The 26,411-nt window shown below is 54.8% G+C and carries 23 protein-coding genes; 14 read left to right on the plus strand and 9 right to left on the minus strand.

Annotated features, from left to right (window positions below):
• Positions 1–129: 129 nt before the first annotated feature.
• Complete coding sequence (locus A3193_RS18020; RefSeq protein WP_139116853.1) at positions 130–3,846, minus strand: DUF1631 family protein; 3,717 nt, start codon at positions 3,844–3,846, stop codon at positions 130–132.
• Positions 3,847–4,186: 340 nt separating this feature from the next.
• Between A3193_RS18020 and A3193_RS18025 the strand changes: the two genes are divergently transcribed.
• From A3193_RS18025 to A3193_RS18080, 12 genes are all read left to right on the plus strand, one after another.
• A complete protein-coding gene (locus A3193_RS18025) occupies positions 4,187–4,993 on the plus strand; it encodes a M48 family metallopeptidase (protein ID WP_069002725.1) in 807 nt (268 codons plus the stop codon).
• Positions 4,994–5,048: 55 nt separating this feature from the next.
• A complete protein-coding gene (gene gmk, locus A3193_RS18030) occupies positions 5,049–5,666 on the plus strand; it encodes a guanylate kinase (RefSeq protein ID WP_069002726.1) in 618 nt (205 codons plus the stop codon).
• Between the two features lie 71 nt (positions 5,667–5,737).
• Positions 5,738–7,087, plus strand: a complete 1,350-nt coding sequence (gene miaB, locus A3193_RS18035) for a tRNA (N6-isopentenyl adenosine(37)-C2)-methylthiotransferase MiaB (RefSeq protein ID WP_069015434.1) — start codon at positions 5,738–5,740, stop codon at positions 7,085–7,087.
• Positions 7,080–8,054, plus strand: coding sequence for a PhoH family protein (locus A3193_RS18040; protein ID WP_069002728.1), 975 nt, complete (start codon positions 7,080–7,082; stop codon positions 8,052–8,054). The genes miaB and A3193_RS18040 overlap by 8 nt, the downstream gene beginning before the upstream one ends.
• A gap of 8 nt (positions 8,055–8,062) precedes the next feature.
• Positions 8,063–8,527, plus strand: a complete 465-nt coding sequence (gene ybeY, locus A3193_RS18045; protein ID WP_069002729.1) for an rRNA maturation RNase YbeY — start codon at positions 8,063–8,065, stop codon at positions 8,525–8,527.
• Positions 8,527–9,144 (plus strand): CBS domain-containing protein, encoded by a 618-nt coding sequence (locus tag A3193_RS18050; protein ID WP_069002730.1) that lies wholly within the window; start codon positions 8,527–8,529, stop codon positions 9,142–9,144. The genes ybeY and A3193_RS18050 overlap by 1 nt, the downstream gene beginning before the upstream one ends.
• Positions 9,145–9,260: 116 nt before the next feature.
• Positions 9,261–9,704, plus strand: a complete 444-nt coding sequence (locus A3193_RS18055) for a bacteriohemerythrin (protein WP_069015530.1) — start codon at positions 9,261–9,263, stop codon at positions 9,702–9,704.
• Positions 9,705–9,870: 166 nt separating this feature from the next.
• A complete protein-coding gene (gene lnt, locus A3193_RS18060) occupies positions 9,871–11,382 on the plus strand; it encodes an apolipoprotein N-acyltransferase (protein ID WP_069015435.1) in 1,512 nt (503 codons plus the stop codon).
• A 139-nt stretch (positions 11,383–11,521) separates the two neighbouring features.
• On the plus strand, positions 11,522–12,292 hold the full coding sequence (locus tag A3193_RS18065; protein WP_069015436.1) for an SDR family oxidoreductase: 771 nt from the start codon (positions 11,522–11,524) through the stop codon (positions 12,290–12,292).
• Positions 12,289–12,792, plus strand: coding sequence for a hypothetical protein (locus A3193_RS18070; protein WP_069002734.1), 504 nt, complete (start codon positions 12,289–12,291; stop codon positions 12,790–12,792). The genes A3193_RS18065 and A3193_RS18070 overlap by 4 nt, the downstream gene beginning before the upstream one ends.
• Entirely contained in the window at positions 12,792–14,147 is a 1,356-nt protein-coding gene (gene mpl, locus A3193_RS18075; protein ID WP_069015437.1) for a UDP-N-acetylmuramate:L-alanyl-gamma-D-glutamyl-meso-diaminopimelate ligase, read from the plus strand. Before A3193_RS18070 ends, mpl begins: the two co-directional genes overlap by 1 nt.
• Positions 14,148–14,152: 5 nt before the next feature.
• Positions 14,153–14,764, plus strand: coding sequence for a flavin prenyltransferase UbiX (locus A3193_RS18080; RefSeq protein ID WP_069002736.1), 612 nt, complete (start codon positions 14,153–14,155; stop codon positions 14,762–14,764).
• A gap of 6 nt (positions 14,765–14,770) precedes the next feature.
• Here A3193_RS18080 and A3193_RS18085 read toward each other — a convergent pair whose 3' ends face one another.
• The 8 genes from A3193_RS18085 to thiD all read right to left on the minus strand — a co-directional run bounded on the left by A3193_RS18085 (position 14,771) and on the right by thiD (position 24,940).
• Positions 14,771–15,079, minus strand: a complete 309-nt coding sequence (locus A3193_RS18085; RefSeq protein WP_069002737.1) for a c-type cytochrome — start codon at positions 15,077–15,079, stop codon at positions 14,771–14,773.
• 504 nt (positions 15,080–15,583) lie between these two features.
• Positions 15,584–17,923 carry a sensor domain-containing diguanylate cyclase gene (locus A3193_RS18090; protein WP_069015438.1) on the minus strand — a complete coding sequence of 780 codons (2,340 nt, stop codon included), beginning with the start codon at positions 17,921–17,923 and terminating at the stop codon, positions 15,584–15,586.
• Positions 17,920–19,743 carry a PhnD/SsuA/transferrin family substrate-binding protein gene (locus A3193_RS18095; RefSeq protein WP_069002739.1) on the minus strand — a complete coding sequence of 608 codons (1,824 nt, stop codon included), beginning with the start codon at positions 19,741–19,743 and terminating at the stop codon, positions 17,920–17,922. The genes A3193_RS18090 and A3193_RS18095 overlap by 4 nt, the downstream gene beginning before the upstream one ends.
• A 222-nt stretch (positions 19,744–19,965) precedes the next feature.
• Entirely contained in the window at positions 19,966–21,951 is a 1,986-nt protein-coding gene (locus A3193_RS18100; protein ID WP_069015439.1) for a bifunctional DedA family/phosphatase PAP2 family protein, read from the minus strand.
• 35 nt (positions 21,952–21,986) lie between these two features.
• Positions 21,987–22,190 carry a hypothetical protein gene (locus tag A3193_RS18105; protein ID WP_069015440.1) on the minus strand — a complete coding sequence of 68 codons (204 nt, stop codon included), beginning with the start codon at positions 22,188–22,190 and terminating at the stop codon, positions 21,987–21,989.
• A gap of 2 nt (positions 22,191–22,192) precedes the next feature.
• The gene (hemL, locus tag A3193_RS18110) at positions 22,193–23,479 is read right to left on the minus strand and encodes a glutamate-1-semialdehyde 2,1-aminomutase (protein ID WP_069015441.1); all 1,287 of its coding nucleotides are present in this window, start codon (positions 23,477–23,479) and stop codon (positions 22,193–22,195) included.
• Positions 23,466–24,122, minus strand: coding sequence for a thiamine phosphate synthase (thiE, locus tag A3193_RS18115; RefSeq protein WP_069015442.1), 657 nt, complete (start codon positions 24,120–24,122; stop codon positions 23,466–23,468). Before thiE ends, hemL begins: the two co-directional genes overlap by 14 nt.
• Positions 24,119–24,940 (minus strand): bifunctional hydroxymethylpyrimidine kinase/phosphomethylpyrimidine kinase, encoded by an 822-nt coding sequence (gene thiD / locus A3193_RS18120; protein WP_069015531.1) that lies wholly within the window; start codon positions 24,938–24,940, stop codon positions 24,119–24,121. The genes thiE and thiD overlap by 4 nt, the downstream gene beginning before the upstream one ends.
• Positions 24,941–25,272: 332 nt before the next feature.
• Here thiD and A3193_RS18125 point away from each other — a divergent pair, with 332 nt between their 5' ends.
• Both A3193_RS18125 and A3193_RS18130 read left to right on the plus strand, forming a co-directional pair.
• Positions 25,273–25,749, plus strand: coding sequence for a DUF5063 domain-containing protein (locus A3193_RS18125; RefSeq protein ID WP_069002744.1), 477 nt, complete (start codon positions 25,273–25,275; stop codon positions 25,747–25,749).
• A 110-nt stretch (positions 25,750–25,859) separates the two neighbouring features.
• Positions 25,860–26,228 carry a HesB/IscA family protein gene (locus tag A3193_RS18130; protein WP_069002745.1) on the plus strand — a complete coding sequence of 123 codons (369 nt, stop codon included), beginning with the start codon at positions 25,860–25,862 and terminating at the stop codon, positions 26,226–26,228.
• Positions 26,229–26,411 lie beyond the last annotated feature (183 nt).

The raw sequence follows: 26,411 nt of genomic DNA on the forward strand, positions 1-26,411 counted from the left end.
TCCTTTGTACAACTACTGACACTATTCTAACTTGGAATCGGGCGTGACAAGAAGTCGAGTCGGAACCCGGCCAAAACGTGGATTCAGGTTGCGGTCCCAGGTCTGTGGATTGTTACTGGTGAGCTCGGCTCAGTGTACGGCGGACTTGTCCGGTGTGATGATCTCGTTCAGGACTTCAGCCAATGGCCTTGGTTTGCCGAAGTGGTAGCCCTGTCCGTAATCGACACCCATATGTTTCAACGCCATAGCGGTCGTCTCATCCGAGACAAATTCCGCGATTACCCGTTTTTCCATGAAATGGGCGATTTCGGTAATCGAGCTGATCATCGCATAATCCGCCGGTTTGTTGAGAATCTCCCGCACGAAGATGCCATCGATTTTGACGTAGTCCACCGGGAAATCCTTCAGGTATGAGAAAGAGGCGTAACCGGAGCCGAAATCGTCCAGGGAGAATGCGCAGCCGAGTTCACGGATCTCATTGATGGCGGCTGCCGTATCGCTGATATCCCCAACCAGGGCCGTTTCGGTGATCTCAAAACCAAAATGTTTGGTCTCCAGAGAGGTGTCTTTGATGCGCTCGATCAGCAACCGCTTGAAGTCCAGGTCCCCGAGGGATTTGCCGGAGAGGTTGATGGAGAAGCTCTGTCCGTCGGGGAGTTGGTTGGCAAAGGGTTCCAGCTGTTTGAAAAAGGCCTCCACCACCCAACGATCCACATCCCGCATCAAATCATAGGTTTCCGCTGCCTCGATGAAGCCCTGGGGTGACATGATTTCACCGTTTTCATTGCGTACCCGTAGCAGGATCTCATGATGGTGCGATGTCAGTTGGTTGGATTGCAGGGGGACGATCGGTTGAACAAACAGCTCCAAGCGACCTTTGGCCAACGCCTCTTTGATGGCGGGTAGGGATTCCACCAACTGCTGGCGCTGCTGATAGACCGAATCGCTCTTCAGGTAGATGCGGGTACAGTTACCGCCGCCCTGTTTGGCCATGTTGCAGGCAGCCAGTGCGGCTTGCATCAGTTTGTCCGCTTTTTGGTCGCTGCTGTCGATTTCAACGATACCGACACTGGCGGTGGTCGGAATCATACGCCCTTGCCAATCAAATGCAGTCTCATCAATCGTCTGACGCAGCATCTCTGCGGCCTGATAGCCGGCCTCCAGACTCTCCTGCTTCAAAAGCAGCGAGAATTCATCGTCACCAATACGACCCAAAGCACCACCTTCCGGCAGATAGCTGAGCAGGATGTCAGTGACGGTCTGTAACAGCTTGTCTCCCCCCTCGAATCCGCACAGATCGTTCACTACCTGAAATCTGTCCAGGTCGATCTGCAGCAGGATGCCGCTGTCTGTCTCTGTCTGATTGAGGTATTTGCTCACTTCAGCTTCGAAAGCCCGACGGTTGTAGAGCCCGGTGAGCGAATCGATCTCGGATTCCTGTTTGAAGTCACTGTAACTGTTGGCAAGCATGGTTTCGATGGTGCGTTCCACGATCGGTTTGGCGGAAGACTCCATCACCCTGATCTGTTGATCGGCAAAGCGGCTTGCCAGCCTGTCCAGGGATTCATCGAGTGCTTTGAAACCATCCCCGTCGACCAGCAGATAGCGGTCTGTTTGCGGATTTTTCCAGGCCAGACTGAGGACATTGAGCTGGCCTTTCTGATTCTGTTTGACCAACCAGGTATCCAGTTCGATCTTGTTCACCGTGTGGCGCCACTGAACGTCTGTCCTGGACTGGCCATGGTCCGCATGATCAATGTTCATGCCTTGAAAATAGTGGTGAAGATAGGCTTCGTTTACTTCGATCCGCAGGTCGGGGAACTGGTCGCCTTCCGCGCCGATCTCGAGCAGTCGTTGTAACTCCTGTTCGAATGACTTGGCCTGTTCGGCGTAGATCGGATAGTCCGTGAAGCCTTTGCGAATCATCGTCATCATCGCCTGTTGCTGCTTGGTGGTCAGCTGATGTTTTCCTGGTTTATCCGAAAAGATTCGATGCAGCAGCTCAACGATCTGCAGATAGCCTTGCCAACCTTTCTCATCCGCTTTTTCCAGGACTGCGGTCTGTACCATCAGATTGACCCAGCCGAAGCGAAACAGTTTGTCGACGATCGGTGAGATGGTCTGGTTGAGCAGGGCCTTTGAGAGTGCCTGGTAGGTAGTCAACTGCGCCCGCCGGAGTTTTTCATCCTTGAGGCAGCGGGAGATCGAGAGTTTTCGGTTGGCTTCGAAACGGCTGCGTTGTTCGCTCAACAGTCGCTCCAGTTCACTGCTGACCTCATCCACGTGATTGAACTTGCCGCTCTCCACGGCTTCGGTCATCTTGATCAGCTGCTGAGTATCCCGGTCACGCAGTAACGAATGTTGATTTCCCCGATTGACATAGGGTTTCAGACATTCGATGGTATCGAGCAGCCGTCTTACCGGATGGTCGCTGTTCTCCAGCAGGCTGGTATCCTGCAGTACCGCTTCGATGATGAGAAATTTAAGACTGCCCATCAGCTCCCGTAACTGATCGGTAATCAATGGATCCTCACTCAGGGTGGCGACCAGCTCCTCACCGGCACCGATTGCCGCCCGAGCTTCAGCAGAGAGCTGGATCGGCTTTGAGCTCTCCTCCTGAATCATGTTCTCGATCTGCTGTTGCAGGGTGGCGGCCTGAAGTCTTGAGAGGGAGGCCAGGCTGGTCATGACCTCCTTGCGTTCATCGTCCGACATGCCTTGGGTTGGTTCCTGGGCGTCACTGTCGGGGTGGAGGTTACTGAGTTTGCTCAGATGGTCGATCGGGGTGTTTTGGATGCTAGGCGCGTCACTGCTTTTGATGATTGTCCACGCACCCTGGGCTTGGTTTTCAAGGCCATCGATGTGGGCTTTGTTAATCTGTTTCAACAGATTTTCGTAGAAGCGGTTCAAGCCATTCAGCAGGGTGCTGCGAAATGCAATCAGTAATATGCGTGTGATTTTGGTATCGAACTGATAACCGTCCAGTATATTTTTAAAGATGGTCAGCAGGCTGATTGGGGCGATCGGATTGAGTTCGTTGTGTACGTTGCTGTGGCAGAGGTGGCTGAGGGCGGTCTCGATATGGTAGAGCGGACGGGAGACCTCGGATTCGGCCCGACGGGCCACATCATTGACCAGAATCCAGGTTTCTATCTCCTGGGTCTCTACCAGGGACAATTCAGGGTTGTTGTCTGAGCTTGCGGCGGCTTCAATTGCGTTGCCTTCAATAAGATCGTTAAACCCATGTTCAAATTGTTCGATGAACTCTTGATTGAGTTTGCGTTGGTCCTTTTCCAGGCTGTTGAGCGCGAAAAAGAGACCGGACTGCTCCTGGGGGTCGACCGTATCAAAAATGACTTTTTGCAGCTCCTTTTGAGCAACCGAGAAAAAATCGTTTAAACCGTGCTCCAGATAGGGTTTTGTCAGTTTCTTGATCTGATTCAGCAGATCCTGCTGCTGTTTTGGATCGTGATGTCGATCTGCAACCCTGATCTCCGAGTCGGGGCCGGGTGCCTGGTTGTGGGAGTAGAGCGACTCATAAAGTTTGATACCGCTGTCGTTTGTGAAAGAGAGCCCCAGGCCGCCATGGTCGAAATAGACAACCCGTGCCGGTACCTGTTGAGACTCCTGCGGGACATTGAGAAGGATCTCTTCCCGGTCGGCTTCCGAGATGTAGCCGTGGGGCAGGGCCTCATTGAGCCGGGTATCGCTGCAGCATAGATAGACGCCGCCACGGGAAAAGTTGAGCATCCGGCAGTCATCAAAGCTCTCGGATTGATATTCGATTACCACAGGAATATCAATTTTCAAGCGTGGGTGGCGGCGGCGATTCCTTTGATCTTTCAAAGCTGTTGTCCTTTGGCGTTAAGTCCATTTAATCCTTAGTGGTATTAGGGGTAAGCGGTTTGCTGTTGTTGATCCCTAAATTAACTATAGGGTTATCGGCAGCGTGTGTGTTTGGCTTTAGTCAATGGATGGCGTACTGATTGGGGGAATTGTTAAATTATGTTCTGTTATGAGCGGCTTGTATGGATCCAAAACAACCGCCCCTGATCCATTCAAGGTTGGCAATGGATGGATCGAAAGCGCAGAATAGTGGTCAGTTTTAATGTCAGAAACCTGGGGCCTCTGAACAGATCCCATCACTAAAACCAAAACTGACAACCTGTGGACCTGTCTCAATACCATGAATGTCTGTAATCGCCTTACGATAATCCTGATTCTGTTGACCCTGGTTGCCTGCGCCACCAGCCCCACCGGACGCAAGCAACTGATGATCGTCAGTGAGGAGATGGCGATCAACTCCTCCAAAACAGCCTATACCGAGATGCTGAAGCCCTACCAGGATGAAGGGAAACTGGATAACGATCCGCTGCTCAAGGCGAGGGTGGCACGGATAACCGGCCGGTTGATTGCACAGGCGGTGAAGTTGCGTCCGGAGACCGAAAAGTGGGCCTGGAGCATGAAGGTGCTTGATGATCCGGAGACCGTCAATGCCTGGGCGATGGCCGGGGGCAAGATGGCGCTCTATACCGGGCTGGTGGAGAAGATCAAGCCGACCGATGATGAGCTGGCGCAGGTACTCGCACACGAGATCTCGCACGCGCTGGCGAAACACACCGCCGAGAAGATGTCTGTGGCAATGGCCAGTCAAATTGGTATTGCTGCCGTTGCGGTATCAACCGACAACAGAGCGGTGGTGGCCGGTTCGCTGCTGGCGGCCAAGCTGGCGATCGATCTGCCCAATAGCCGTACAGCAGAGGAGGAGGCGGACAGAATCGGCATCGAGCTGGCGGCCAAGGCCGGTTATGATCCTCGCGCTGCGGCCACCCTGTGGAAAAAGATGGGGGAGCTCTCCGGCGGACGCACCCCGGAGTTTCTCAGCACCCACCCGAGTCCGGCCAATCGCGCCGAGACACTGGGCAGGCTTGCGGATAAAATGATGCCCTATTTCAATGCGCCGGGTGAGCGTCCCAGTTTCGATTATCAGTAAACCGGGCACGATTCGTCGGCAAACACTCTTAGCCTCAAGTATCTCAGGACCCAACATGGCCACAGGCACGCTGTACATCCTCTCGGCACCATCCGGCGCCGGTAAAACCAGTCTATTGAAATCGCTCCGTCAGCAGGATGGGGCGCTGAAGGTATCCATTTCCCATACCACCCGGCCAATGCGGCCCGGTGAAGAGGATGGCAAAGACTACCATTTTATCGGTCAGGAAGCGTTTCAGGCGATGATCGGCGCTGCGGCATTTCTCGAGCATGCCGAGGTGTTCGGTAACTTCTATGGGACCTCGGAGTCGGAAGTCAGGGCCCAGCTGGATGCAGGAGATGATACGGTACTGGAGATCGATTGGCAGGGGGCCCGGCAGGTGCGAAAACGCTTTCCCGAAGCGGTGTCGATCTTTATTCTGCCGCCCAGCCCCGAGGCACTCTACGAGCGTTTGAGCGCCAGAGGGCAGGACAGTGAAGAGGTGATTCAGGGGCGAATGCAGCAGGCGGTGAGTGAGATGTCCCACTATGCTGAGTTTGACTACCTGGTGATCAATGACGACTTCGACACGGCGCTGGCTGAACTGGCGGCAATCGTCGCTGCACAACGCTTGAGACTGGTGGCCCAATCCGAGCGGCATAGCGAGCAGATCACTGCCCTGCTCACGGTTTGACAGGTTCAAGGATTGGATCTCGACCCCACAAGCTATACTATAGCGACCCTAATTTTGAACCGGGACTGACAATGGCCGGAAAACTCTACATCAAAACCTTCGGTTGCCAGATGAATGAATACGATTCATCACGCATGGCGGATGGCCTGCGCGTGGCCGCCGGACTGGAGCTGACGGAGAATCCGGAAGAGGCGGATGTGCTGCTGCTCAATACCTGTTCGATCCGGGAAAAGGCGCAGGAGAAGGTCTTCTCCCAGCTGGGGCGCTGGCGTCCCTGGAAAGAGCGCAATCCCGCCCTGATTATCGGTGTGGGGGGGTGCGTGGCCAGCCAGGAGGGTGACGCAATTCGTCAGCGCGCCCCCTATGTGGATCTGGTTTTCGGCCCTCAGACCCTGCACAGACTGCCGGAGATGGTGCAGCAGGTGCGCCGGGAGCATGCCCCTCTGGTCGATGTCAGCTTCCCGGAGATCGAGAAGTTCGACCGGCTGCCGGAGCCCCGTGCCGAAGGACCGACCGCCTATGTCTCGGTGATGGAGGGGTGTTCCAAATACTGCACCTACTGCGTGGTGCCCTTTACCCGCGGTGAGGAGATCAGTCGCCCGTTCGACGATGTGATCGCCGAAGTGGCCGGACTGGCCGGGCAGGGAGTGAGGGAGATCCATCTGCTGGGGCAGAACGTGAATGCCTATCGGGGAGAGATGCATGAGGGGGGCGAGGCCGATCTGGCGCTGCTGATCGAGTATGTGGCCGCCATCGAGGGTGTCGAGCGTATCCGCTTCACCACTTCCCATCCGGTTGAGTTTTCCGACAGCCTGATCGATGTCTACGCTCAGGTACCCGAACTGGTGAGTTTTCTCCATCTGCCGGTTCAGTCCGGTTCCGACCGGGTGCTGGCGATGATGAAGCGGGGCCATATGGCGGTGGAGTACAAGGCCAGGATTGCCCGGCTGCGCAAGGTGCGTCCCGATATCACCATCTCATCCGATTTCATCGTCGGTTTTCCCGGCGAGACCGAGGCGGATTTCGAGCAGACCCTGAAACTGATTGAGGAGGTCGGATTCGATCACTCCTACAGCTTCATCTACAGTCGTCGGCCGGGCACCCCGGCGGCGGATCTGCCCGATGATGTGCCGCTGGAGGTCAAGCAGCAGCGCCTGGAGCGGCTGCAACAGCTGATCAATACCCAGGCGCAGCGGATCAGTCGCCAGATGGTGGGTACCACCCAGCGGATTCTGGTGGAGCGGCCGGCGAAAAAGGATCCGTCTCAACTGGCGGGTCGCACTGAGAACAACCGGGTGGTCAACTTCACCGCCCCCGCTGATCTGATCGGTCAGTTTGTCGAGGTGCGGATTACCGAGGCACTGCCCAACTCCCTGCGTGGCGAGTGGTTGGGACAGCTCAAGGAAAGCGCCGTTGGCTGAACACCCTGACTCCCTGGATCTGGCCCTGGAGCCGGCCGACAACACCCGATTGGCCAATGTCTGCGGTCAACTGGATGAACACCTGCGGCTGATCGAAAGACGCCTCGGCATCGAGATCAACAACCGTGGCAACCAGTTTCGTCTGATCGGTGAGAAGCACGCCATTCAGGCCGGTGAGCAGGTGCTGAACGATCTCTATCGCGCCGCCTCGAACGAACAGCTCGAACCGCAGCGGGTACATCTTTTCCTGCAGCAGGCAGGGGTGGATGAGCTGCTGGATCAGAATCGGGGCAGCGACCTGCCGGAGACAGTGATCAAGACCCGTCGGGGTCTGGTGCGTCCCCGGGGTGCGAATCAGAAAGAGTACCTGCACAAGGTGCTGACCCACGATATCAATTTCGGTGTCGGCCCGGCCGGTACCGGTAAAACCTATCTGGCGGTGGCCAGTGCGGTGGATGCCCTGGAGCGGGATCAGGTCAGACGTATCCTGCTGGTCAGGCCGGCCGTGGAGGCTGGCGAGCGACTGGGCTTTCTGCCGGGTGATCTGTCACAGAAAATCGATCCCTATCTGCGTCCGCTCTACGATGCGCTCTACGAGATGCTCGGTTTTGAAAAGGTCGCCAAGCTGGTGGAGCGTAACATCATCGAGATTGCCCCATTAGCCTACATGCGTGGGCGTACCCTCAACGAGTCCTTTGTGATTCTGGATGAGGCGCAAAACACCACTCCCGAGCAGATGAAAATGTTTCTGACCCGGATCGGTTTCGGCTCCACCGCTGTGATAACCGGCGATGTGACCCAGATCGATCTGCCCAGAGGTCAGCAGTCGGGATTACGCCAGGTGACCGAGGTTCTGGCCCATGTCGAGGGGATCAGCTTTACCTTTTTCAACGCACGGGATGTGGTGCGCCATCCGGTGGTGCAGCGGGTCGTGCGCGCCTACGACGAGTTCGATCAGCGTAACTGACCACCCCCATGAGCAACTTCAAGTTGGAGATACAACGGATTGTCGAGGATTCGGAGGCCAGCCCCTCAGATCGGCAACTGTCTGCCTGGGCCGAGGCCGCCTTGGGCGAATCCGACCACCAGGTGGAGATGGTGATCCGCATCGTCGATGAGTCGGAGAGTCGGCAGCTGAACCGGGACTATCGAGGCATGGACAAGCCGACCAATGTCCTCTCATTTCCATTTGAATCGCCGCCGGAAGTCGCGCTTCCGCTGCTTGGCGACCTGGTGATATGTGCCCCTGTGGTCTCAGCAGAGGCGCGTCAACAGAACAAAACCCTAGAGGCCCACTGGGCGCATATGGTGGTTCACGGCACCCTTCACCTGCAGGGTTATGACCACCAGGATGATCAACAGGCGCAATTGATGGAAGATAAGGAACGACAGATCCTTCAGGCGCTCAATTTTTCCAATCCATACACAGATGAGAAGTAATGAACAGCGAAGACCGATCAGGTAACGGTTCCTCCAATCGTTGGCTGGAACGCATCAGCCGAATGTTTGGCAGCGAACCGCAAGACAAGGAAGAGATCTACAATCTGCTGAAGGAGGCGAGTGAGCGGGAGTTGCTCGATGATGACGCCCTGAGCATGATGGAAGGGGCGATGCTGGTCTCCGAGCGGCGGGCCAGGGACGTGATGACCCCAAGGGCCAAACTGGAGGTGGTGCGGGCGGCTGATGACCTGGACGAGGTATTGCGGGTCGCCATCGATTCGGCCCACTCCCGGATGCCGGTGATCGGCGAGGATGTGGATGAGGTGCTGGGAATGCTGCTGTCCAAGGATCTGCTGCCATTCTTTCAGAAACAGCAGCGGGATCGCTTCGATATCAATGAAGTGATGCGTGAGGCGTTGTTCGTGCCTGAAGCGATGCGTCTCAATCAACTTTTAAAGAATCTGAAAAAGAGCCGTAATCACATGGCAGTGGTTGTCGACGAATATGGTTCCACGGCTGGTGTGGTGACCCTGGAAGATCTGCTTGAACAGATCGTCGGCGAGATTGAGGATGAGCACGATATCCCGGAGGAAGATGAGGTAAACCCAGTCACCTGATAGTTAACGCTCAGGGGTTAAATGATTGCCGGATTATTACCAGGTATCGGTCAAGGATGCGTCGGCTTAGGGCTATGCTTTAGGTATCAGTGGTGTGTCAGTAAGAGGGAATGACCATGATCAACATTGAGTGGCACCATGAGTATGAAATCGGTAATGAGCGGATCGATTTCGAGCATAGGATTTTTCTGGGTTTGATCAGTGATGCATCCCTGGCCCTGGATCTCAATCTGGATCGCCAGCGTATCCTCCAGCACCTTGAAGAGGTTAAACAATACGCCATTTTTCACTTCATAAGTGAAGAGAATATCATGCTCGATATCGACTATCCGGAACTGCAAACCCACCAACAAGAGCATCAGGTGTTACTTGCCCGCTTGACCGATAAAATACACCAGTATCGAAACGAGGTGCTCGATCTGGAGGCGATCGTTGAATTCCTGTTTGAATGGTTCGCCCTGCATACCACTCAGGTCGATACCCGGATCGGGCATTATCTGAAGTCATCCAATAAAACTGCTGCGTTTCCGTTTCCTCCGCAGACTTTAAGGGGCCACTGAGTATTTTATGAAGCGACAGATTGCCGCCAAAACAGAACGCTTGGGTAGGACACGAAGTGATGGAATTTGTACCATGAATCGGCGTGCTATAAGCGACACTCTGTACGGCTCAAAAGCCAACAGGGGCTGCTTGGAAATCTTGCAGGAGCCCACCAGCAGGTAGTGCATGAATGATCCTGGTATGAGCCGTTTGCTGTTACGCACACCTGCTGTTTTCGCTGCCCTGGCCGGTGGATTGACCACCCTGGCCTTTGCACCCTTCGATCTCTGGATCATAGCAGTGCTGGGTCCGATGCTGCTGTTTCTGATCTGGCAGAAGAGCGCTGGCCCCACTTTCAAGAGCGGTTTTTTCTACGGCTTCGGATTGCTCGGCACAGGCGTCTCCTGGCTCTATGTCAGCATTGCCCAGTTCGGTGAACTGGGTTGGCTGTTTCCGCTGATCATTACCCTGGGATTCATCCTTGTAATCTCCCTCTACTACGGTCTTGTCGGCTGGCTGGCCGGGCGATTTCATGGTTTCAGCGCAGGCCATAAACTGGCTCTGATCTATCCGGCTCTCTGGGTATTGATGGAGTGGTTCCGGGGCTGGTTTTTAACCGGCTTTCCCTGGTTGCAGCCCGGCTACTCCCAACTCGATTCGCCGCTTGCCGGATATGCCCCGTTGCTGGGTGTGCTGGGGGTGAGCTGGATGGTGATTCTCAGCGCGGGACTGCTCAGCTGTCTGTTGACCTGTAGGGTCGGTCGGCCGTGGCGGGTGACTGCGCTGGCGCTGATCTGGCTGGCAGGCTGGTGGTTCACGGATATCGAATGGAGTCGGCCCGCCGGCGAGCCCTTATCGGTGGCGCTGATCCAGGGCAACATTCCACAGGCGCAAAAGTGGCTGCCGGAGCAGTTGTCGCCAAGTCTGGTGCTGTATGCCAACCTGACCAAGGAGAACCTGGACAGGGATCTGATCATCTGGCCGGAGACGGCGGTTTCAGCCTTTCAGTTTCAGGTGGAAGAGGCTTTTATCGTACCCCTGGAGAGGCGTGTCAGGGAGTCGGGTTCCAATCTGGTGTTCGGTGTGGTGCAGATGGACCAGCAGCGGGATAACTACTACAACGCCCTGGTCTCCCTGGGCAACGAGGAGCGCGACCACTACTACAAAGGTCATCTGGTGCCGTTCACCGAATATCTGCCGCTGAAGTCCCTGCTGTGGCCTCTGGTGGATCTGTTCACCATCCCGATGTCGGATTTCTCGGCACGACAGGCACGCAAACCATTGATGCGGGTTGGCGATCATACGGTGGGTATGTCGATCTGTTATGAGGATGCTTTCGGTAGCGAAATGATCCAGGCACTGCCTGAGGCGGCCTATCTGATCAATGTCAGCAACGATGCCTGGTTCGGTGACTCACTGGCCCCTCATCAACATCTGCAGATCGCCCGCATGCGCGCCCTGGAGAGCAGTCGCTATCTGTTACGATCGACCAATACCGGTGTCTCGGCGATCATTGCGCCGAGTGGCAAACTTGGGGCTGTCTCACCGCTGCTCGAAGAGGATGTCCTGCAAGGTGAGATTGTGCCCTTGAGTGGTCAAACCCCATATGCCCGGATTGGCAATCCGGCAGTTCTGCTGCTGTTACTGATGAGCCTGATTCCGGCCTTGGTTGGGGGCATTGCAAAGCGTGGTCGCTGACCGGTTCAGGATTGGAAAAACGATTGGTTAAATTTGAGAATCACCACCGGATGACGAAGGTTCAAAAGCGTAATCTATTGTGATTGAATTAGCGTTAACAGGCCTTAGGGCCAGCAACTGACTACCCTTTGATTGACACATGAAAAAACGTGTTTTGATTACCGGTGCTTCATCCGGGTTCGGTGAAGCTTGTGCACGCCGCTTCTCTGAGGCTGGTGATGATCTGGTGCTATGCGCCAGGCGAATGGATCGATTGCAGGCTCTGAGTGAGGAGCTCTCCGGCCAGTCTGAAGTGGTGATCCAGACCCTGGATGTGACCGATCCACAGGCGGTGGAAGGTTTCCTCGATGCGCTGCCGGAAGCGAGTCGGGAGATTGATGTGCTGGTCAATAATGCGGGATTGGCGTTGGGGTTGCAGCCCGCACACGAAGCGGACCTGCAGGATTGGCAGACAATGGTGGATACCAATATCAAGGGATTGATGCATATGACCCGGCTGATCCTGCCAGGTATGGTGCAGCGACGCCGGGGGCACATTATCAATATCGGTTCGGTGGCCGGCAGCTGGCCCTATCCGGGTGGTAATGCCTATGGGGCGACCAAGGCGTTCGTGCAGCAGTTCAGCCGTGGTCTGAAGGCGGATCTGGTCGGCACCCCGCTGCGGGTAACCAATATCGAACCTGGGCTGGCAGAGACCGAGTTTTCCCTGGTGCGCATGAAAGGTGATGCGCAACAGGCTGCCGATGTCTATCAGGGTACCCAGCCTCTGACCGGGCCGGATATCGCTGAAATCGTCTACTGGGTCACGGCAGTGCCGCCCCATGTCAATATCAATGCCTTGGAAGTGATGCCCGTTTGTCAGGCGTGGAGTCCTTTTGCAGTTGACCGGACGCTGGGTGACGATCTTTGAAGGCACTGATCAGCGCAGCAATCGAACTCTGTCTGTTACGGCGGAGTCCCCAGGATCTTCCGGCTTCCTCCGTTCTGTTGTGGATTACCGCCATACTGAATCTGCTGGCCGGGGTCTTGATGTTGATGGATGCGGATTCGAGTCCGGCAAAGGCGATTGGCCAGACCCTGTTCGAATTGGCTCTGATGATGAGTGCCTTGTACGCCGCTCTGCTGCTGAATGGGCGACTGGAGCGATTCATCCAGTCGGCAACCGCGCTGATGATGTGTGGCTTTCTGCTGGGTATGTTGGCACTGCCTCTGATCGCCTGGGGTAAACAGAACCAGTCTGCAGAAGCCGGTATTCTGTTCCTGGTGGTATTTGCCTGGGGTGTGGTTGTGATCGGTCATATCCTCAGACACACCTTTGAGTTCTCGCTCAATGTTGGGATCGCCATCGCATTGCTCTATACCCTGCTTGCCGGTACTCTGGTGGCTCTGATCTTTCCGGTAACTGGCTGATGCATCTACATATCCTTGGAATCTGCGGGACCTTCATGGGGGGCATCGCACTATTGGCGAGGGCGCTTGGCCATCAGGTCAGTGGTTCCGATGCCAATGTCTATCCGCCGATGAGCACCCAGCTGGAACAGGCTGGCATCAAACTGATGGAGGGGTTCGAAGCGGAACAGTTGCAGCCGGCGCCGGATGTGGTGGTCGTGGGCAATGCCATGTCACGGGGAAATCCGGCGGTGGAGTATATGCTCGATCAGGGCCTGGTCTATACCTCCGGGCCCCAGTGGCTGGCCGAACATGTGTTGCAGGATCGCTGGGTGCTGGCTGTTGCGGGTACCCATGGTAAAACCAGTACCTCCAGCCTGCTCGCCTGGATTCTGCAGGAGGCGGGGCTGGAGCCCGGCTTTCTGATTGGCGGCGTACCGGAGAATTTCGGCGTCTCCGCACGCCTGGGAAACCCCCCCTTCTTCGTGGTCGAGGCGGATGAGTACGATACCGCTTTTTTCGACAAACGCTCGAAGTTTGTCCACTACAGATCCCGAACCCTGGTGCTGAACAACCTGGAGTTCGATCATGCGGATATCTTCGATGATCTGGCAATGATTCAACGTCAGTTTCACCATCTGGTGAGGACTGTCCCTGCCCAGGGTCTGATTATCTGCCCGAGTCGTGATCAAGCCCTGGACGAGGTGATCGGGATGGGCGCCTGGACACCGATTGAACGCTTTGACCCGATCGAAGAGACGGATTGGCATGGGGTCAATGCGACGCCGGATGGACAGGCTTTCGATGTGGTTTGCGATAACAAGCCACAGGGTCGTGTCGAATGGGATCTGCTGGGTCAGCATAATCTGGCCAATGCCCTGGCGGCGATTGCTGCAGCCCGTCATGCCGGGGTTCCTCCCAGTGTCTCGATAGCAGCGCTGTCGAGTTTCAAGAACGTTAAACGGCGCATGGAACTGCGTGGAGAGGTGGCCGGTATCAGGGTCTATGATGACTTCGCACACCATCCCACCGCCATCGAGACCACCTTGGACGGTTTGCGTAAACGGGTTGGTGAGGCACGCATCATTGCGCTGCTTGAGCCCCGCTCAAACACCATGAAGCAGGATATCCATACCGGGCGTCTGAGTGGTTCACTCGAAGCGGCTGACCGAATTCTGCTGTTTGCCCCACAGGATCTGCAGTGGGATGCCGCTGCCGTGATGGCCCCGCTGGGTGACCGGGCAGAGGTGTTTCAGACAACCCAGGGGATGGTTGAGCGGGTAAAGGCGATGGCTGAACCGGGTGACCATGTCCTGGTGATGAGTAATGGCGGATTCGAAGCGATTCATCAACGCTTGCTGGATGCTTTACAATAGTGTCTATGAGTATCGAGACCAATCCTATTGCGGTGGCGATTACCGGGGCGTCCGGCAGTGCCTATGCGCTGCGCCTTATCGAATCCCTGCTGCAGGCGGGTGAGCCACTCTATCTGATGGTCAGTCAGGCCGCGCAAGTGGTGTTGCGAATGGAGTCCGGCCTGGAGTTGCCTTCCCAGCCTGCAGAGATTCAGAGAATACTCTGTGAGCGATTCAATGCCACAGCGGAACAGCTGCAGGTGTTTGGTCGACAGCAGTGGATGGCGCCGGTAGCCAGTGGCTCCAATCCTCCCAGGGCGATGGTGGTCTGTCCCTGCACCGTGGGAGCCCTCTCCGCGATTGCCTGTGGCGCCAGCAACGATCTGATGGAACGGGCGGCCGATGTGGTGCTGAAAGAGCGACGTAAATTGATTCTGGTGGTCAGGGAGACCCCCTTTTCAGAGATCCATCTGGAAAATATGCTGAAACTGAGTCGTATGGGGGCGGTGATCATGCCGGCCAATCCAGGCTTCTACCATAATCCGCAACGTGTTGAGGATATCGTTGACTTCATGGTGTCACGCATTCTCGATCAGCTGGGTGTGGAGAACCGCCTCTCCCCGAGATGGGGAGAGTAGCGGGGATTACTGAGCTTTCAGGTAAGCGGCAATCTGCTCAGCCTGGGCTTGACTGATGTTGGGGAATGCGGGCATCAGTTGACCGCCATTGATGATCTTCGCAGAGATCTCCTCCGGGCTTGCCTCACTGTCTGCGAGTTTGAGGAGCAGTCCGAACTTGCCCTGACCATTCTCACCATGGCAGCTTGCACAGGCGTTGGCATAGATATCCATGCCATCCATGCCGGTGATGGGTTTGAAATCGTTCGAGTCACTGCATCCGCTGAGCGACAGGGCCAGTAGGCTGACACCTGACAGGTAAGTCGTTTTCTTCATCTTGAAACCTCTGAATCAAATAAGCGCTGTTCTGCTACATTCATGTTTGGCTGAGCCATTAAATTATTATTAACCCGACTGTTTATAAGTTTGTGTAAGCAGCCGACGGCGCAGATAGTACTTTTTTTCAACTGCCAGGGATAGGCTGGGGCTGCTTCAGGGGCGAGTGGTTTAAGGATTCAGTGAATAGGGTCAAACATTTCGCATTGGTTACAATTTTGTCATCCCAGTAGAGTGCTTCGACGACTGAAAGAGACGTTATGTTGTGCAGGATCAGTAATTGGTGGGGCATGGCCCCACCAAATACGCTTTGAATAAACACAATGAAGCGCCTTGGTGCTTACTGAGCCACGATCCGTTTTAATGTTGATGGTCGGGTTAGTAATCAGGTGAAGCATCGCCATGCTCATCGAATAAGCGCAGACGCACTGATTTTTCCGGACAGCTTTGTCATCTCACGTAGAGTGTTTCGACGACTGAAAGAGACGTTTATGTTGTTCAGGATCAGAAGACCGTGCTGCGGTTGCGTCCCTTCTGCTTGGATTCGTAGAGGGCGCTGTCAACCCTTTTCAGCAGGGAGTGAATGTTGTCTGAGGGCCTGACCACACTGGCGCCAAAGCTGGCCGTGATAGAGCCGACCCCTTCATGTTCATACTGTTGTACGGCATTGCGCAGGGATTCAACCAGGGATCTCAGCTCTTTGGTGTCGATTAACGGTGCGATGATCATAAACTCTTCACCACCCCAACGGGCCAGAACATCGGATTTACGAATTCTCCCGTTTAAAAGATCAACGGTGTTTATTAATACCTTGTCCCCCATGTCGTGGCCGTATGTGTCGTTGATCTTTTTGAAGTGGTCCAGATCGAACATGATCAAGCCGAAACGGTTGTTGGTCAGGCTGGCCCAGGCGATCTGATTTTTCAGCTCTTCATCGAATTTCATGCGATTGTAGATCTGGGTCAGCCGGTCTGTTTCAGCGATGTGCTGCAGTTGCTTCTCCATCTCCACCGTCTCGGTGATATCCCGATGCGACTCGATGATCTGAACGATATTTTCTCCACTGTCATCGAATATGGGGGTGGCCCGGACATCCACATGGATGATGTTGCCCTGATGGTCATAGTGTTTATGGACCACCGATACGGCGGTTCTCTTCTCCATGATCTGCTTGATTGGGCAGGGATCCAACTGGCCTCTGCACGGATTACTGCGCTTGTGCGAAAGGCGATAGCAGGTTATCTCGGGATCAATGGCTTGACCATTGTTATAAAGATCGAGTGCCGACTGATTGATTAGTTTCAGTTCGTGGCTGTCGATGTCGATGACCATGGTTGGATCGGGTATGGTGTCGACCACTTTCTGGATATAGTCCCGGGATTGGGTAAGGCGCTCCTCTGCCTCTTTCAGTGGGGTGACATCATTGATATGGACATAGAAGCCGGTCAATTTTCCCAGTTTGTCGCGGATCGCATGGACTGTTTCCTGTATCCATCGACTTCGCTTGTTGCGCCCGACAATCAGGTAGGGGGAGTGGCTGAATGAATTCGATCCTTTGTTCTCGGCCTCCAACGTCTCCTGAGTATATTTTTCCAGGTAGCGACTGTCGATCATGCTGGAGTAAGTGACCTTGCCTGACGCGAAGTAATCGGCATCGTAATCGAGTAACTCTTCGATATTGGATGAGATAAACTCAATCGGCCAGCCGATTTCATTGCGTAACTTGGCGATGACGCCGGGACTGTTCAGAAAAAGTTCGTGTTCATAGGATATATTGCGATTCAACTCCTGAATCTGTCGCTCATGAGCCTGCCGTTTTTCCCTGTGCCACAAAGCCACGCCCAGTATGATTGCAAACAGGAAGAAGCTCAACAGCAGCAGTGGTATGGTTTTAGAGAGCTCTCTCCAGAGTTTTACCTCGATCAGTTGATTGGGAACATGCAGCATCAACCACAAGCAGCTGTTACATTTTGATGCAGCTTCGTTGTTCCCGGATGGATCGATCTGATTGTAGGTATAGAGACCCATTTGATTGAGCAGTTGGCCCTGCTTGTTGTTCTGGGTGGCTTGCCAGGCAGTCTCGTGCTCCAGGGAGACTCTTGACTGCGGGCTGTCGGGAAACATGAATCCCCAGTCATTGGCGGCATTGGGGCTGACCAGGCTATACCCCTGCCAGTTGAGCAGCAAAGCATGCCCCGAATAGCTGGCGGTAACACGGCGAAACTTATCCAGCAGATTTTTTGCAAGATAGTTGATGATGATCACCCCGTCAGGCTGGCCGTCATGGCGGTTGACCCGGGTACTGAAGCGGATTGTTGGTTTCAGCGGCAGTTCGATCTGTTTCCTTTCTATGTTCAGATCGAGTAGTGAGTTCCAGATCTCTCCGCTGGGGGTGTTGATGGCCTCGATGAAGTAGTAGCGATGGCGTTTCGACTGCAATTTCTGCTCGGGTGTGGCGGCCGCTTTTTGATTGCTGTAGTTGATCCTTATGGTCTCCTGCCCCTGATCGTCGAGAAAACGAATCTGATCATATCGCGCTCTCTGTTCCGCTACGGATATCCATAACTCCTGCAGCTCATTGATCACATTTCTGGGTTTGATGAGGCTATCCAGTTGATGCAGTTTGTAGTGCTCTGTCAGCAGTTTCAGGTCTGAGTGAATTTCCGCAAATGACAAGTTGAGTTGGTCTCTCACCTGGCCGGCGAGAATATTGGATTCAAGCTTTAACTCACTTGTTACCCGGTCCATGGTCTGATTGTGGATCATCCAGAAGGTCAGACTGGTCAAAACGCCCAATGGAATAAGAAACAGAAGATAGTAGCGGATGAATCTGCCGATGTTCATGGGGCCGTTTGAGGCGATTCGGATTGTGGCTGATCAGAGGTCACTGCATGAAGAACGATGACTGCACCGTCTACCATATCACCCTTCATGATCGGTGTGCTGGTATACTCAATCTGCAGTGGATTGCCATCCTTGTTCCAAATGGTGTCCCGTTCTCCATGACGGGTCTCCCCACTCTTCAACACATCCAGAATCGGTGAATGGCCGGAAATTGTATCTATGTTGCCCTCACTGGCGTGGTTACCCAGGCTGCGACTCTCTTCGCCGATCATCTCTGCGACTTCGTATCCCAACAGTTCCGCAGCCGCCGGATTGACGAATGTATACCTGGCTTCACTATCGAGGCCGATGATGCCGTCGCCGGCGATATTGAGGATCAGCTCTTTCTGCTGTTGAGCGAGATGACTTTCGGCTTCGAGCTTTTTGTATTGATCGATGTCATCGATTACGGCGACCAGATAATCGACTTGTTTATTGGCATCCGGTTTTGTGGAGAGGGAGAGCTGGATCCATTTTTTTTGCCCATTTGAGCAGTTGATGCGCAGCTGTAACGACGTGCTGGAGAGCTTGTTTTTGCAGAGTTGATCAATTGCTTTGATGCAGGTCGGAAGATCGCTGCTGTAGAGGATGTCTTTCAGATTGATATCCTGCAGCAGCTGCTTGTCGAGTGAAATGATATCGCAGAGTTTCTGATTCATCTGCAAAAAACGCCCGGATGGGGTGACATGGGCTAATCCTACCGCGGCTTTTTCAAATGTGGCCAACTGGGCTTCGCGGCTGAGTTCCAGGGTCGTTCTGTGTTCGGACAAGCTGCGGTTGAGGCGGATGATCCTGAAGCTGAGAGCGGCAATGGATAGCAGTACGATCAGTGTCAGCAGGTACCAATGCCAATGTTGAAGCAGGCTTTTGAAGAATTTTTCATCGATCTGCATGTCATAGGGCGGCAGTGCTAACAGCCTTAGCAGATCGTCAACCGGCTGATAGTTTTCCGGGATGGTCCAGCCGAGTATGTTGGCATCGGTTGTCGCCGGATGATCCTCCGGCATGCTTAGCAGTGTAATGGCAACCTTGCGCGCCAATTCCAAAGGGGTGTGCGACAGCATCGCCAATGGCCACTCCGGGTATAGGGGCGTACTGATCCGATAGGGAAAGTGGTTGAATTTCTTGGGCGAAAGTACCCGGAGGCTGGTGATATCCAACAGGCCCTCATTGGACATCCTCTCAAGGGTATCCGTCCTGACAATGCCCGCATCGGCTTTGCGCTGCTGAATTGCGTTGACTACCGCATCATGGGTATTGAGGAACATCAGGGAGGCGAAGTCCCAGCGGTCCAGGTCAGCGTACAGCAGTTCACGTTGGGCCATATTCCAGCCGCCTAACGAAGTGGGATGTACGGCGGCAACCCGATGGTTTTTCAGGTCGGTCAGGTTCTGGATCTCTGGATTGTCGGCCAGGGTGAAAATCACGCTGCCGAATTTGGAGCTGCCAGTCTCGGATGAGAGTTCATTAACCAGTGTGAGGATACGTCGTGCGCCATAGCTGACGGACAGATCGACGTAGATCCCGGAGTTGACGATGACAAAATCGACCAGTCGGTTTTTAACGATGATCGGAATATCGTCAAAACCCATCGGTATGATGGTAAATTTATACTCGGGCAGTTGTTCCGACAGGTAGGCAGCGGTCGCATCCCAGCGTTGATGGCTTTTTTCATAGCCGCGTTTCGCCAGCACCCCGATGTTTACCTCGGTAGCATCAGCCCAAGCATTGGAACTGATGATCAGCAGGCAAAACAGTAGGCTCAGTGACCTGATCGCCATGGCTAGTTTGGTTGTGGATAAAGCAGGGATCACACTATTGCCTACGCTCAACAATCTTTAATTGAATTATAGTTCTTCCGGACTCTCTACTTAAGCGGCAGCTCTGCAGCTGGCTTTAATCACCGGGGTAGAGGGGGTTGCTTGGTTTGAGATTGTGAAATTCTTTAAATTCATATGGTTGCAGTTAAATGGCCATGGCGTTCTCGGGTGATCTGAAGTCTGCTAATTGACAAACAGTAACAAAGTACCCAGAGCAGAATCTGAATAGTGGCTTAGTCCGTCAGCTGATTTCTGATCATTCAGAAATCGGGATCTCGCCAGTTGGAAATCCGCTTCTGTTCTGGGAACCACCAGTATACCGAAAGAGATATCGGCCTGTTGACTCGATACATTTCCCACATACAGCGGCTTGTCTGGGGAGTCGATAGAAATCGGGGTGCTCCATAAGCGCATCACCAAACGTCTGTCGCTGGCAAGGTTTTTCACCATCACCAACACCTCATGTCTGGCATCGTGTACATGGGGCAGCAGCGGAAGTCCGGTGAGCGGAGTGCTGGGGGAGAGGAGTTTTAACGCGTTGCTCCAGTCGAGCATTTCAGCTGATTGCCAGCCCTGGCGCTGAAGCTGTTGCTGCATGATCTGCAGATCACCGGCATATTGCAGATTCAACGGATGGTTGCCTTCACCCCGTATGTCGTGCCGGTGGGTCGGGATATCCAGCTGGCCTGATAGCCAGAGTTGTTGAGATACCGTCTGATTCGTTGTGGCTTGTTGCTGATAGGGTTTCAGCTTTTCCGGTAACTGCCATGTCTGGAAAGTGAGGTAGAGGGCCAGGGTTGTCAAGCTGGCGACAACAATCGCGATGTGGCGGGACTCCACGCTCACATGGCGGGCATAGGCGATACCAAGCAGGGCAAGCCAGGCCAGTCCCAGGGTTATGCTGCCGAAGACGTCGGTTATCCAGTGAACCCCCAGATAGAGTCTTGACAGGGCAACCGCACCAACCAGGGCGGCGGCGATGCTGTAGGGCAGCCAGCGCCAGTCGTGACTCAATCCTCTGGCAACCATGATCGAGAGAAAGCCATACAGTGTGACACTGCGTAACACATGGGCGCTGGGAAACGACCAGGGCCCCAGGGTTGAAGGGGCGGATTCCGGCCTGGGGATTTGCAACCCGTACTTCAGCAGCAGCGGTGCAAGCATGCCGAAGCCGATGGCGGCGAGCAGGTAATTGAGGGTGCGGTAGTGTCCTTGCAGGATCAACAGGATGGCTGACACAACACCAATAATGATGATGGTGGAGAGGTCTCCCAGGCTGGTCAGCAGGTAGAGAAACTGATCGCCCCAGGGGGTACGCAGACTCTGCAGACCGTTGTGGATGATCTCATTGGCGGATTGCATCAGTGTGCCGCCGACCATCGCACCGAGCAGTAACATGAACAGCAGTGCGGCCAGCAACAGCAAGGTCGCGAGAAAGGCCAGGCCTTTGGCTTCAGGGTGATTGGGATCTGCTAATGCTGCAGAGATTGAGCGGAATCCCCGGTGGCGCTGTCCCCAGTCGAAACCCCACTGGACGATATCCCTGGCATGGGGCTGCAGCAGGCGGAACAGGGTGTGAGCCAGCTTGAAAAGCCCCCAGGCCAACACCAGCATCAGCAACAGCAGAATCACCAGCCGGAAGGTAACCTCGGAGGCGAGTTCAAGGGAGGCGCCGAAAACAATTCCAGGCAGCAGATAGGCTGGCGCCCAGACCAGTGCCGAGCTGAGATTGGCGAGCAGAAAGCGCATCGGCGACATGCCCATCATCCCCGCAACCAGCGGAATGATCGCTCTAACCGGCCCGAAGAAGCGCCCAATGGCAACGCTCTTGCCGCCATACTTCTCGAAGAATCTGATGCCTCGGTGGAGGGTTTCGGGGTGTCGGCTGAACGGCCATATCTGCCGCAGGCCATCCTGGTAGTGTCGGCCGAGCCAGAAACTGAGACTGTCACCGGCGACTGCACCAGCCACCGCCCACCAGAAAACCGGCCAAAACTGCAGCGTGCCGGTCGCGATGAGTGCGCCAAAGCCGAACATGGCGATCACGCCGGGGACCAGCAGGCCGACGATGGCCACAGATTCCGAAAAGGCCACTAAAAAAACCGTCAGGCCGGCCCAAAAGGGATTCTCAGCGATCCAGGCCAGCAGGGTGCTGAACAGCTCACCCATCGCACTGCAGGTCCGGCTGGTGGTTCGGTCGCTGGCTATTCACTCTGCAGATGCTGTTCACGCTCCTTCTGATACTCCTGGTAACTCTGCTTTTGCTCGTCACAGGCCCGGCTGTCCAGCTGCTCCATACACTGCCGATGGCGTTGGGATTCCAGCGCCTCGTAAGTTACCAGTTTCGCACGCTCTGTGGAGCAGCCGCCGAGCTGGATCAGGGTCAATACGAGCAGCAGACGGACCATGGTTATCCGGCAAGGCTTTGGAACGCGCCAGCGGCCGCCTCGATGGTAGCTTTCAGATCCTCATCAGTATGGGCCTCGGAGACGAAACCGGCCTCGAACGCGGATGGCGCCAGGTAGATACCCCGATCGAGTATGGCATGGTAAAAGGCTTTGAAACGGTTCTGGTCGCAGGCCATGGCGCCCTGGAAATCATCGACCTTTTCCTGGTCGGTGAAAAACAGGCCGAACATCCCGCCCACGTGGTTTTCCGCCAGTGGGATACCGGCGGATTTGGCTTCCGCCATGATACCGGATACCAGCGCCTCAACCTTGGCTGAGAGACGATCATAAAATCCCGACTCAGAGATCAGTTCCAGGGTTTTCAGGCCCGCGGTCATGGCTACCGGGTTACCGGACAGGGTGCCGGCCTGATAGACCGGACCCAGCGGTGCGATCTGCTGCATGATATCGAGTCTGCCACCGAAGGCACCGACCGGCATACCGCCGCCGATGACTTTGCCAAGGGTGGTCAGGTCCGGTTTGATGCCGTATACCGCCTGGGCGCCGCCGAGGGCTACCCGAAAGCCGGTCATCACCTCATCGAAGATCAGTACTGCGCCATATTCGTCACACACCTCCCGCAGGGTTGGCAGGAAGCCGGCTTGCGGAGGGATGCAGTTCATATTGCCGGCCACCGGTTCCACAATGATTGCAGCAATCTGCTCACCATACTGCTTGAAGGCGTCCCTCACCTGTTCGCTGCTGTTATAGGTCAGGGTCAGGGTGTGCTCCGCCAGACTTGCGGGGACGCCGGGTGATGAGGGTTCACCCAGGGTCAGCATACCGGAGCCGGCCTTGACCAGCAGGGAGTCGGAGTGGCCGTGGTAGCAACCCTCGAATTTGACGATTTTGTCGCGGCCGGTAAATCCTCGGGCCAGGCGTATGGCGGACATGGTGGCTTCGGTGCCTGAGCTGACCATGCGCACCAGCTCCATGCTGGGGACCAGCTCACAGACCCGGTCGGCCATCTCTGTTTCCAGCTCGGTTGGTGCGCCGAAGCTGAGCCCCTTGTTGATCACTGAGGAGACCGCTTCAATCACCTCGTGGTGGGAGTGGCCCAGAATCATCGGCCCCCAGGAACCCACGTAGTCGATGTAACGTTTTCCTTCCGGATCGTAGAGATAGGGACCTGCCGCGCAGTCGACGAATACCGGGTCTCCACCAACCCCGTTAAAGGCTCTGACCGGGGAGTTCACGCCTCCCGGGATATGTTGTTTTGCACGACCAAAGAGTTCCTCAGAACGACTCATTATTATTCTCCTGCGGCGAAAATAGGGCACTCAGGCGACGGCTTGCTGCCTCGATATCCGGTTGTCCGAAGACAGCCTCGATGACGGCCAGCATATCGGCGCCTGCAGCGATCAGTTGGGCGCCATTCTCATGGGTAATGCCGCCGATGGCAACCAGTGGTTTGCGAATTGTCTCTCTTGCAGATGCCAACAGCTCGGGATCCGCCGATACGGCATCGGGTTTGGTCCGGGATGGAAAGAAGCGTCCGAAGGCGACGTAATCGGCACCCTTCTCTGCCGCTTCACTGGCCAGTTCCAGACGGTTGTAGCATGAGACACCGATTACCGCTGTTGGGCCAAGGCGCGCTCTGGCTTCTGACAGGGTGGCATCCTCACGTCCGAGATGGACCCCATGGGCTTTGCTGGCCAGGGCCAGTTCAATGTCATCGTTGATGATCAACAGGGCATTGGCTCGTTCGCACAGCTTGAGAATTTCGCGAACCTGCATTTCACAGCCGGTCCGCTGCTGGCGTTTGTCTCGGTACTGGATGATCCGCGCCCCACCTGTCAGCGCCGCTTCCACCTGTTGAAGAATTCGCTCTGGTGGGCAGAGCTGGCGATCGGTAATGGCGTAGAGTCCGCGGTATCTGTCTGTTTCGCTCATCGGCTGTTATTTGAAAGGGTTTCAAACCAGCGGTTTGGTATGGATTGACAGCGGCCGGTGCGATAACCCTTCTGCAGGCAGTTCCAGCTGTAGTCGAGTGCAGTCTGGGTGGCATTTTCGAGGGACTGACCACGACCGATACTGGCCGCCAGTGCAGCCGCCAGAGTGCAGCCGGATCCATGATACTCACCGGGCAGGCGGGGATATTGCCTGATCATGGTCTGCTTGTCAGCTCGATAAAGACGATTGATGACCCGGTTCGGATCACTCTCATCATGGGTTCCCGTAATCAACACCGAGCCGCAACCCAGTTGCAGCAGTATCTCTGCATGCTGATCCAGGCCGGCCGAACTGCCGCCGGCGGAGAGGCGGGCGGCTTCCACCGTATTGGGAGTGATCAGCCGGCATAATGGCAGTAGCTCCTCACGGATCTTGTCAAGCAGTTGCTCACTGGCGAGCTCACTACCGCCACCTGCTGCCAATACCGGATCGAGGATCACAGGGATCTGAGGAGAGGCCTTGAGCAGTCTGATTACCCCATCGGCGGCCTGGGAGCTGCCGAGCAGGCCGATCTTGATGGCTGAGACCGAACAATCATCCAATACGGCCTTACACTGAGCTGTGAGGTGCTCTGCGGCCAATGGAATCAACTGGCTGACATTGCAGCTGTCCTGTACGGTCAGACAGGTTATAGCGGTTGCCGGATGACAGCCATTGGCGCCAATCGCTTCAATGTCCGCCTGAATGCCGGCACCTCCACCCGGGTCGTGTCCACCGATGGCCAGTACCACCGGACGATGTTCGGTCTTGCTATGCATTCGACTATTGTATCCCTTTTTTTCCAGAAACAGGCACTTATCCCGGAAGATTGCCATTTGCCCATTAGCCAGGTAGATTGCGCTCCGTTTTACGTGAATCCAGCAATTCTGAGTCAGGCTTGGCAGTTTTGCTGAAAGGCAGCCTATATATTTTATTTATCAAACTGCCCAGGGAGATTAAGGGTTTTTCCTAGGATTGATCGTGATCACTGCTAGAATCTGGTATGTGCGACATACCAAAGTACCATGCAGCTGTCTCTCAAAGAGATCAGGAAAAGATCTCCAGGTACAAACAAGGAAGATGTAGCAAGAATAGCTGTGAGGAAGAGACTATGAGTCCAAATATACAAAAACTCGAAACGTTGGCTAGGCGATATTGTGAGTTGGTCGAATCGTTGAATGACGGCAATACTGAATGGTTACAGGAGGTAGCCGGTCTATTACCCCGTCTGCATGAGGCGGTGAACGCGTTGAATCTGCCAACACCCCGAAACACCCACTATACGGCTGCCGATCTGGATGCCCGGTTTGAACTCTACACATTCCTAAGAACCCTGTTGGGAGAGAGAGACGGCTATTGGATGGAATTTGACGTGGCCGGTGACGGGCAGAGCATGAGTGGCAGTCTGGCCGATGATCTGACCGATATCTACTGTGAGCTCAAGAGCGGACTGAATCTGCTCGATGGTGAGCCGGAACAGGCGGTTGAGGGATGGCATAAGGGTTTTCACCTGCACTGGGGGCAGCACCTGTTGGACGCGGAGCGTCATCTGTTTGAGTTGAACGCAAGAAACCAGCTTGCGATGTAGATCTGCGCCAGGCCGGTAAAAACCAACTTATATTCTAAGTTAATTAGCAATGGAGCTGGTTTTCTTGGTAATATGCTCCCTATACAGACCGAATTTCCAGGAGATATGGCATGAGTTCAAATGCCCTGACAGAGAGTGATTTGACCCTGACCGGAACGGCTCAGAGCAAAATGGGTGAGCTTTTTCAACAGGTTGACGACAATATTCAGGGAGTGCGCGTATTTGCTACCCCGGGTGGCTGCAGCGGAATCAGCTTCGGCATGACTTTCAGCGATGAGATCAACGACAATGACGGAGTATTGGATTGTGATGGTTTCAAAGTCATCGTCGATGACGGCACCATGCAGTACCTGAAGGGTGTTGAGATCGATTTTGTCGATCAGGGCGATGGCAATGCCAGCTTCGTATTCAACAATCTGCAGCCAGTTGGCGGTGGTTGTGGCACCTGTGGTTCATCCAGTGGCGGTGGCTGCGGCTAAACCGCACTGGATTTTATGAAAATACCGCGCCCGGATGAGCATCCGGGCGCGGTATTTTTTTGCCCCATTTCCGGCCCCGCTGGTATGCTTGCTCTGTTTTTAATGGTGTAATCAGGCAGAATTGATACAACAGACAATTACATCTTGCTCAATTAAATCAATGAGTAATTGGCTGCCAAAGGC

The organism is Candidatus Thiodiazotropha endoloripes, from assembly GCF_001708965.1.
GTDB lineage: Bacteria > Pseudomonadota > Gammaproteobacteria > Chromatiales > Chromatiaceae > Thiodiazotropha > Thiodiazotropha endoloripes.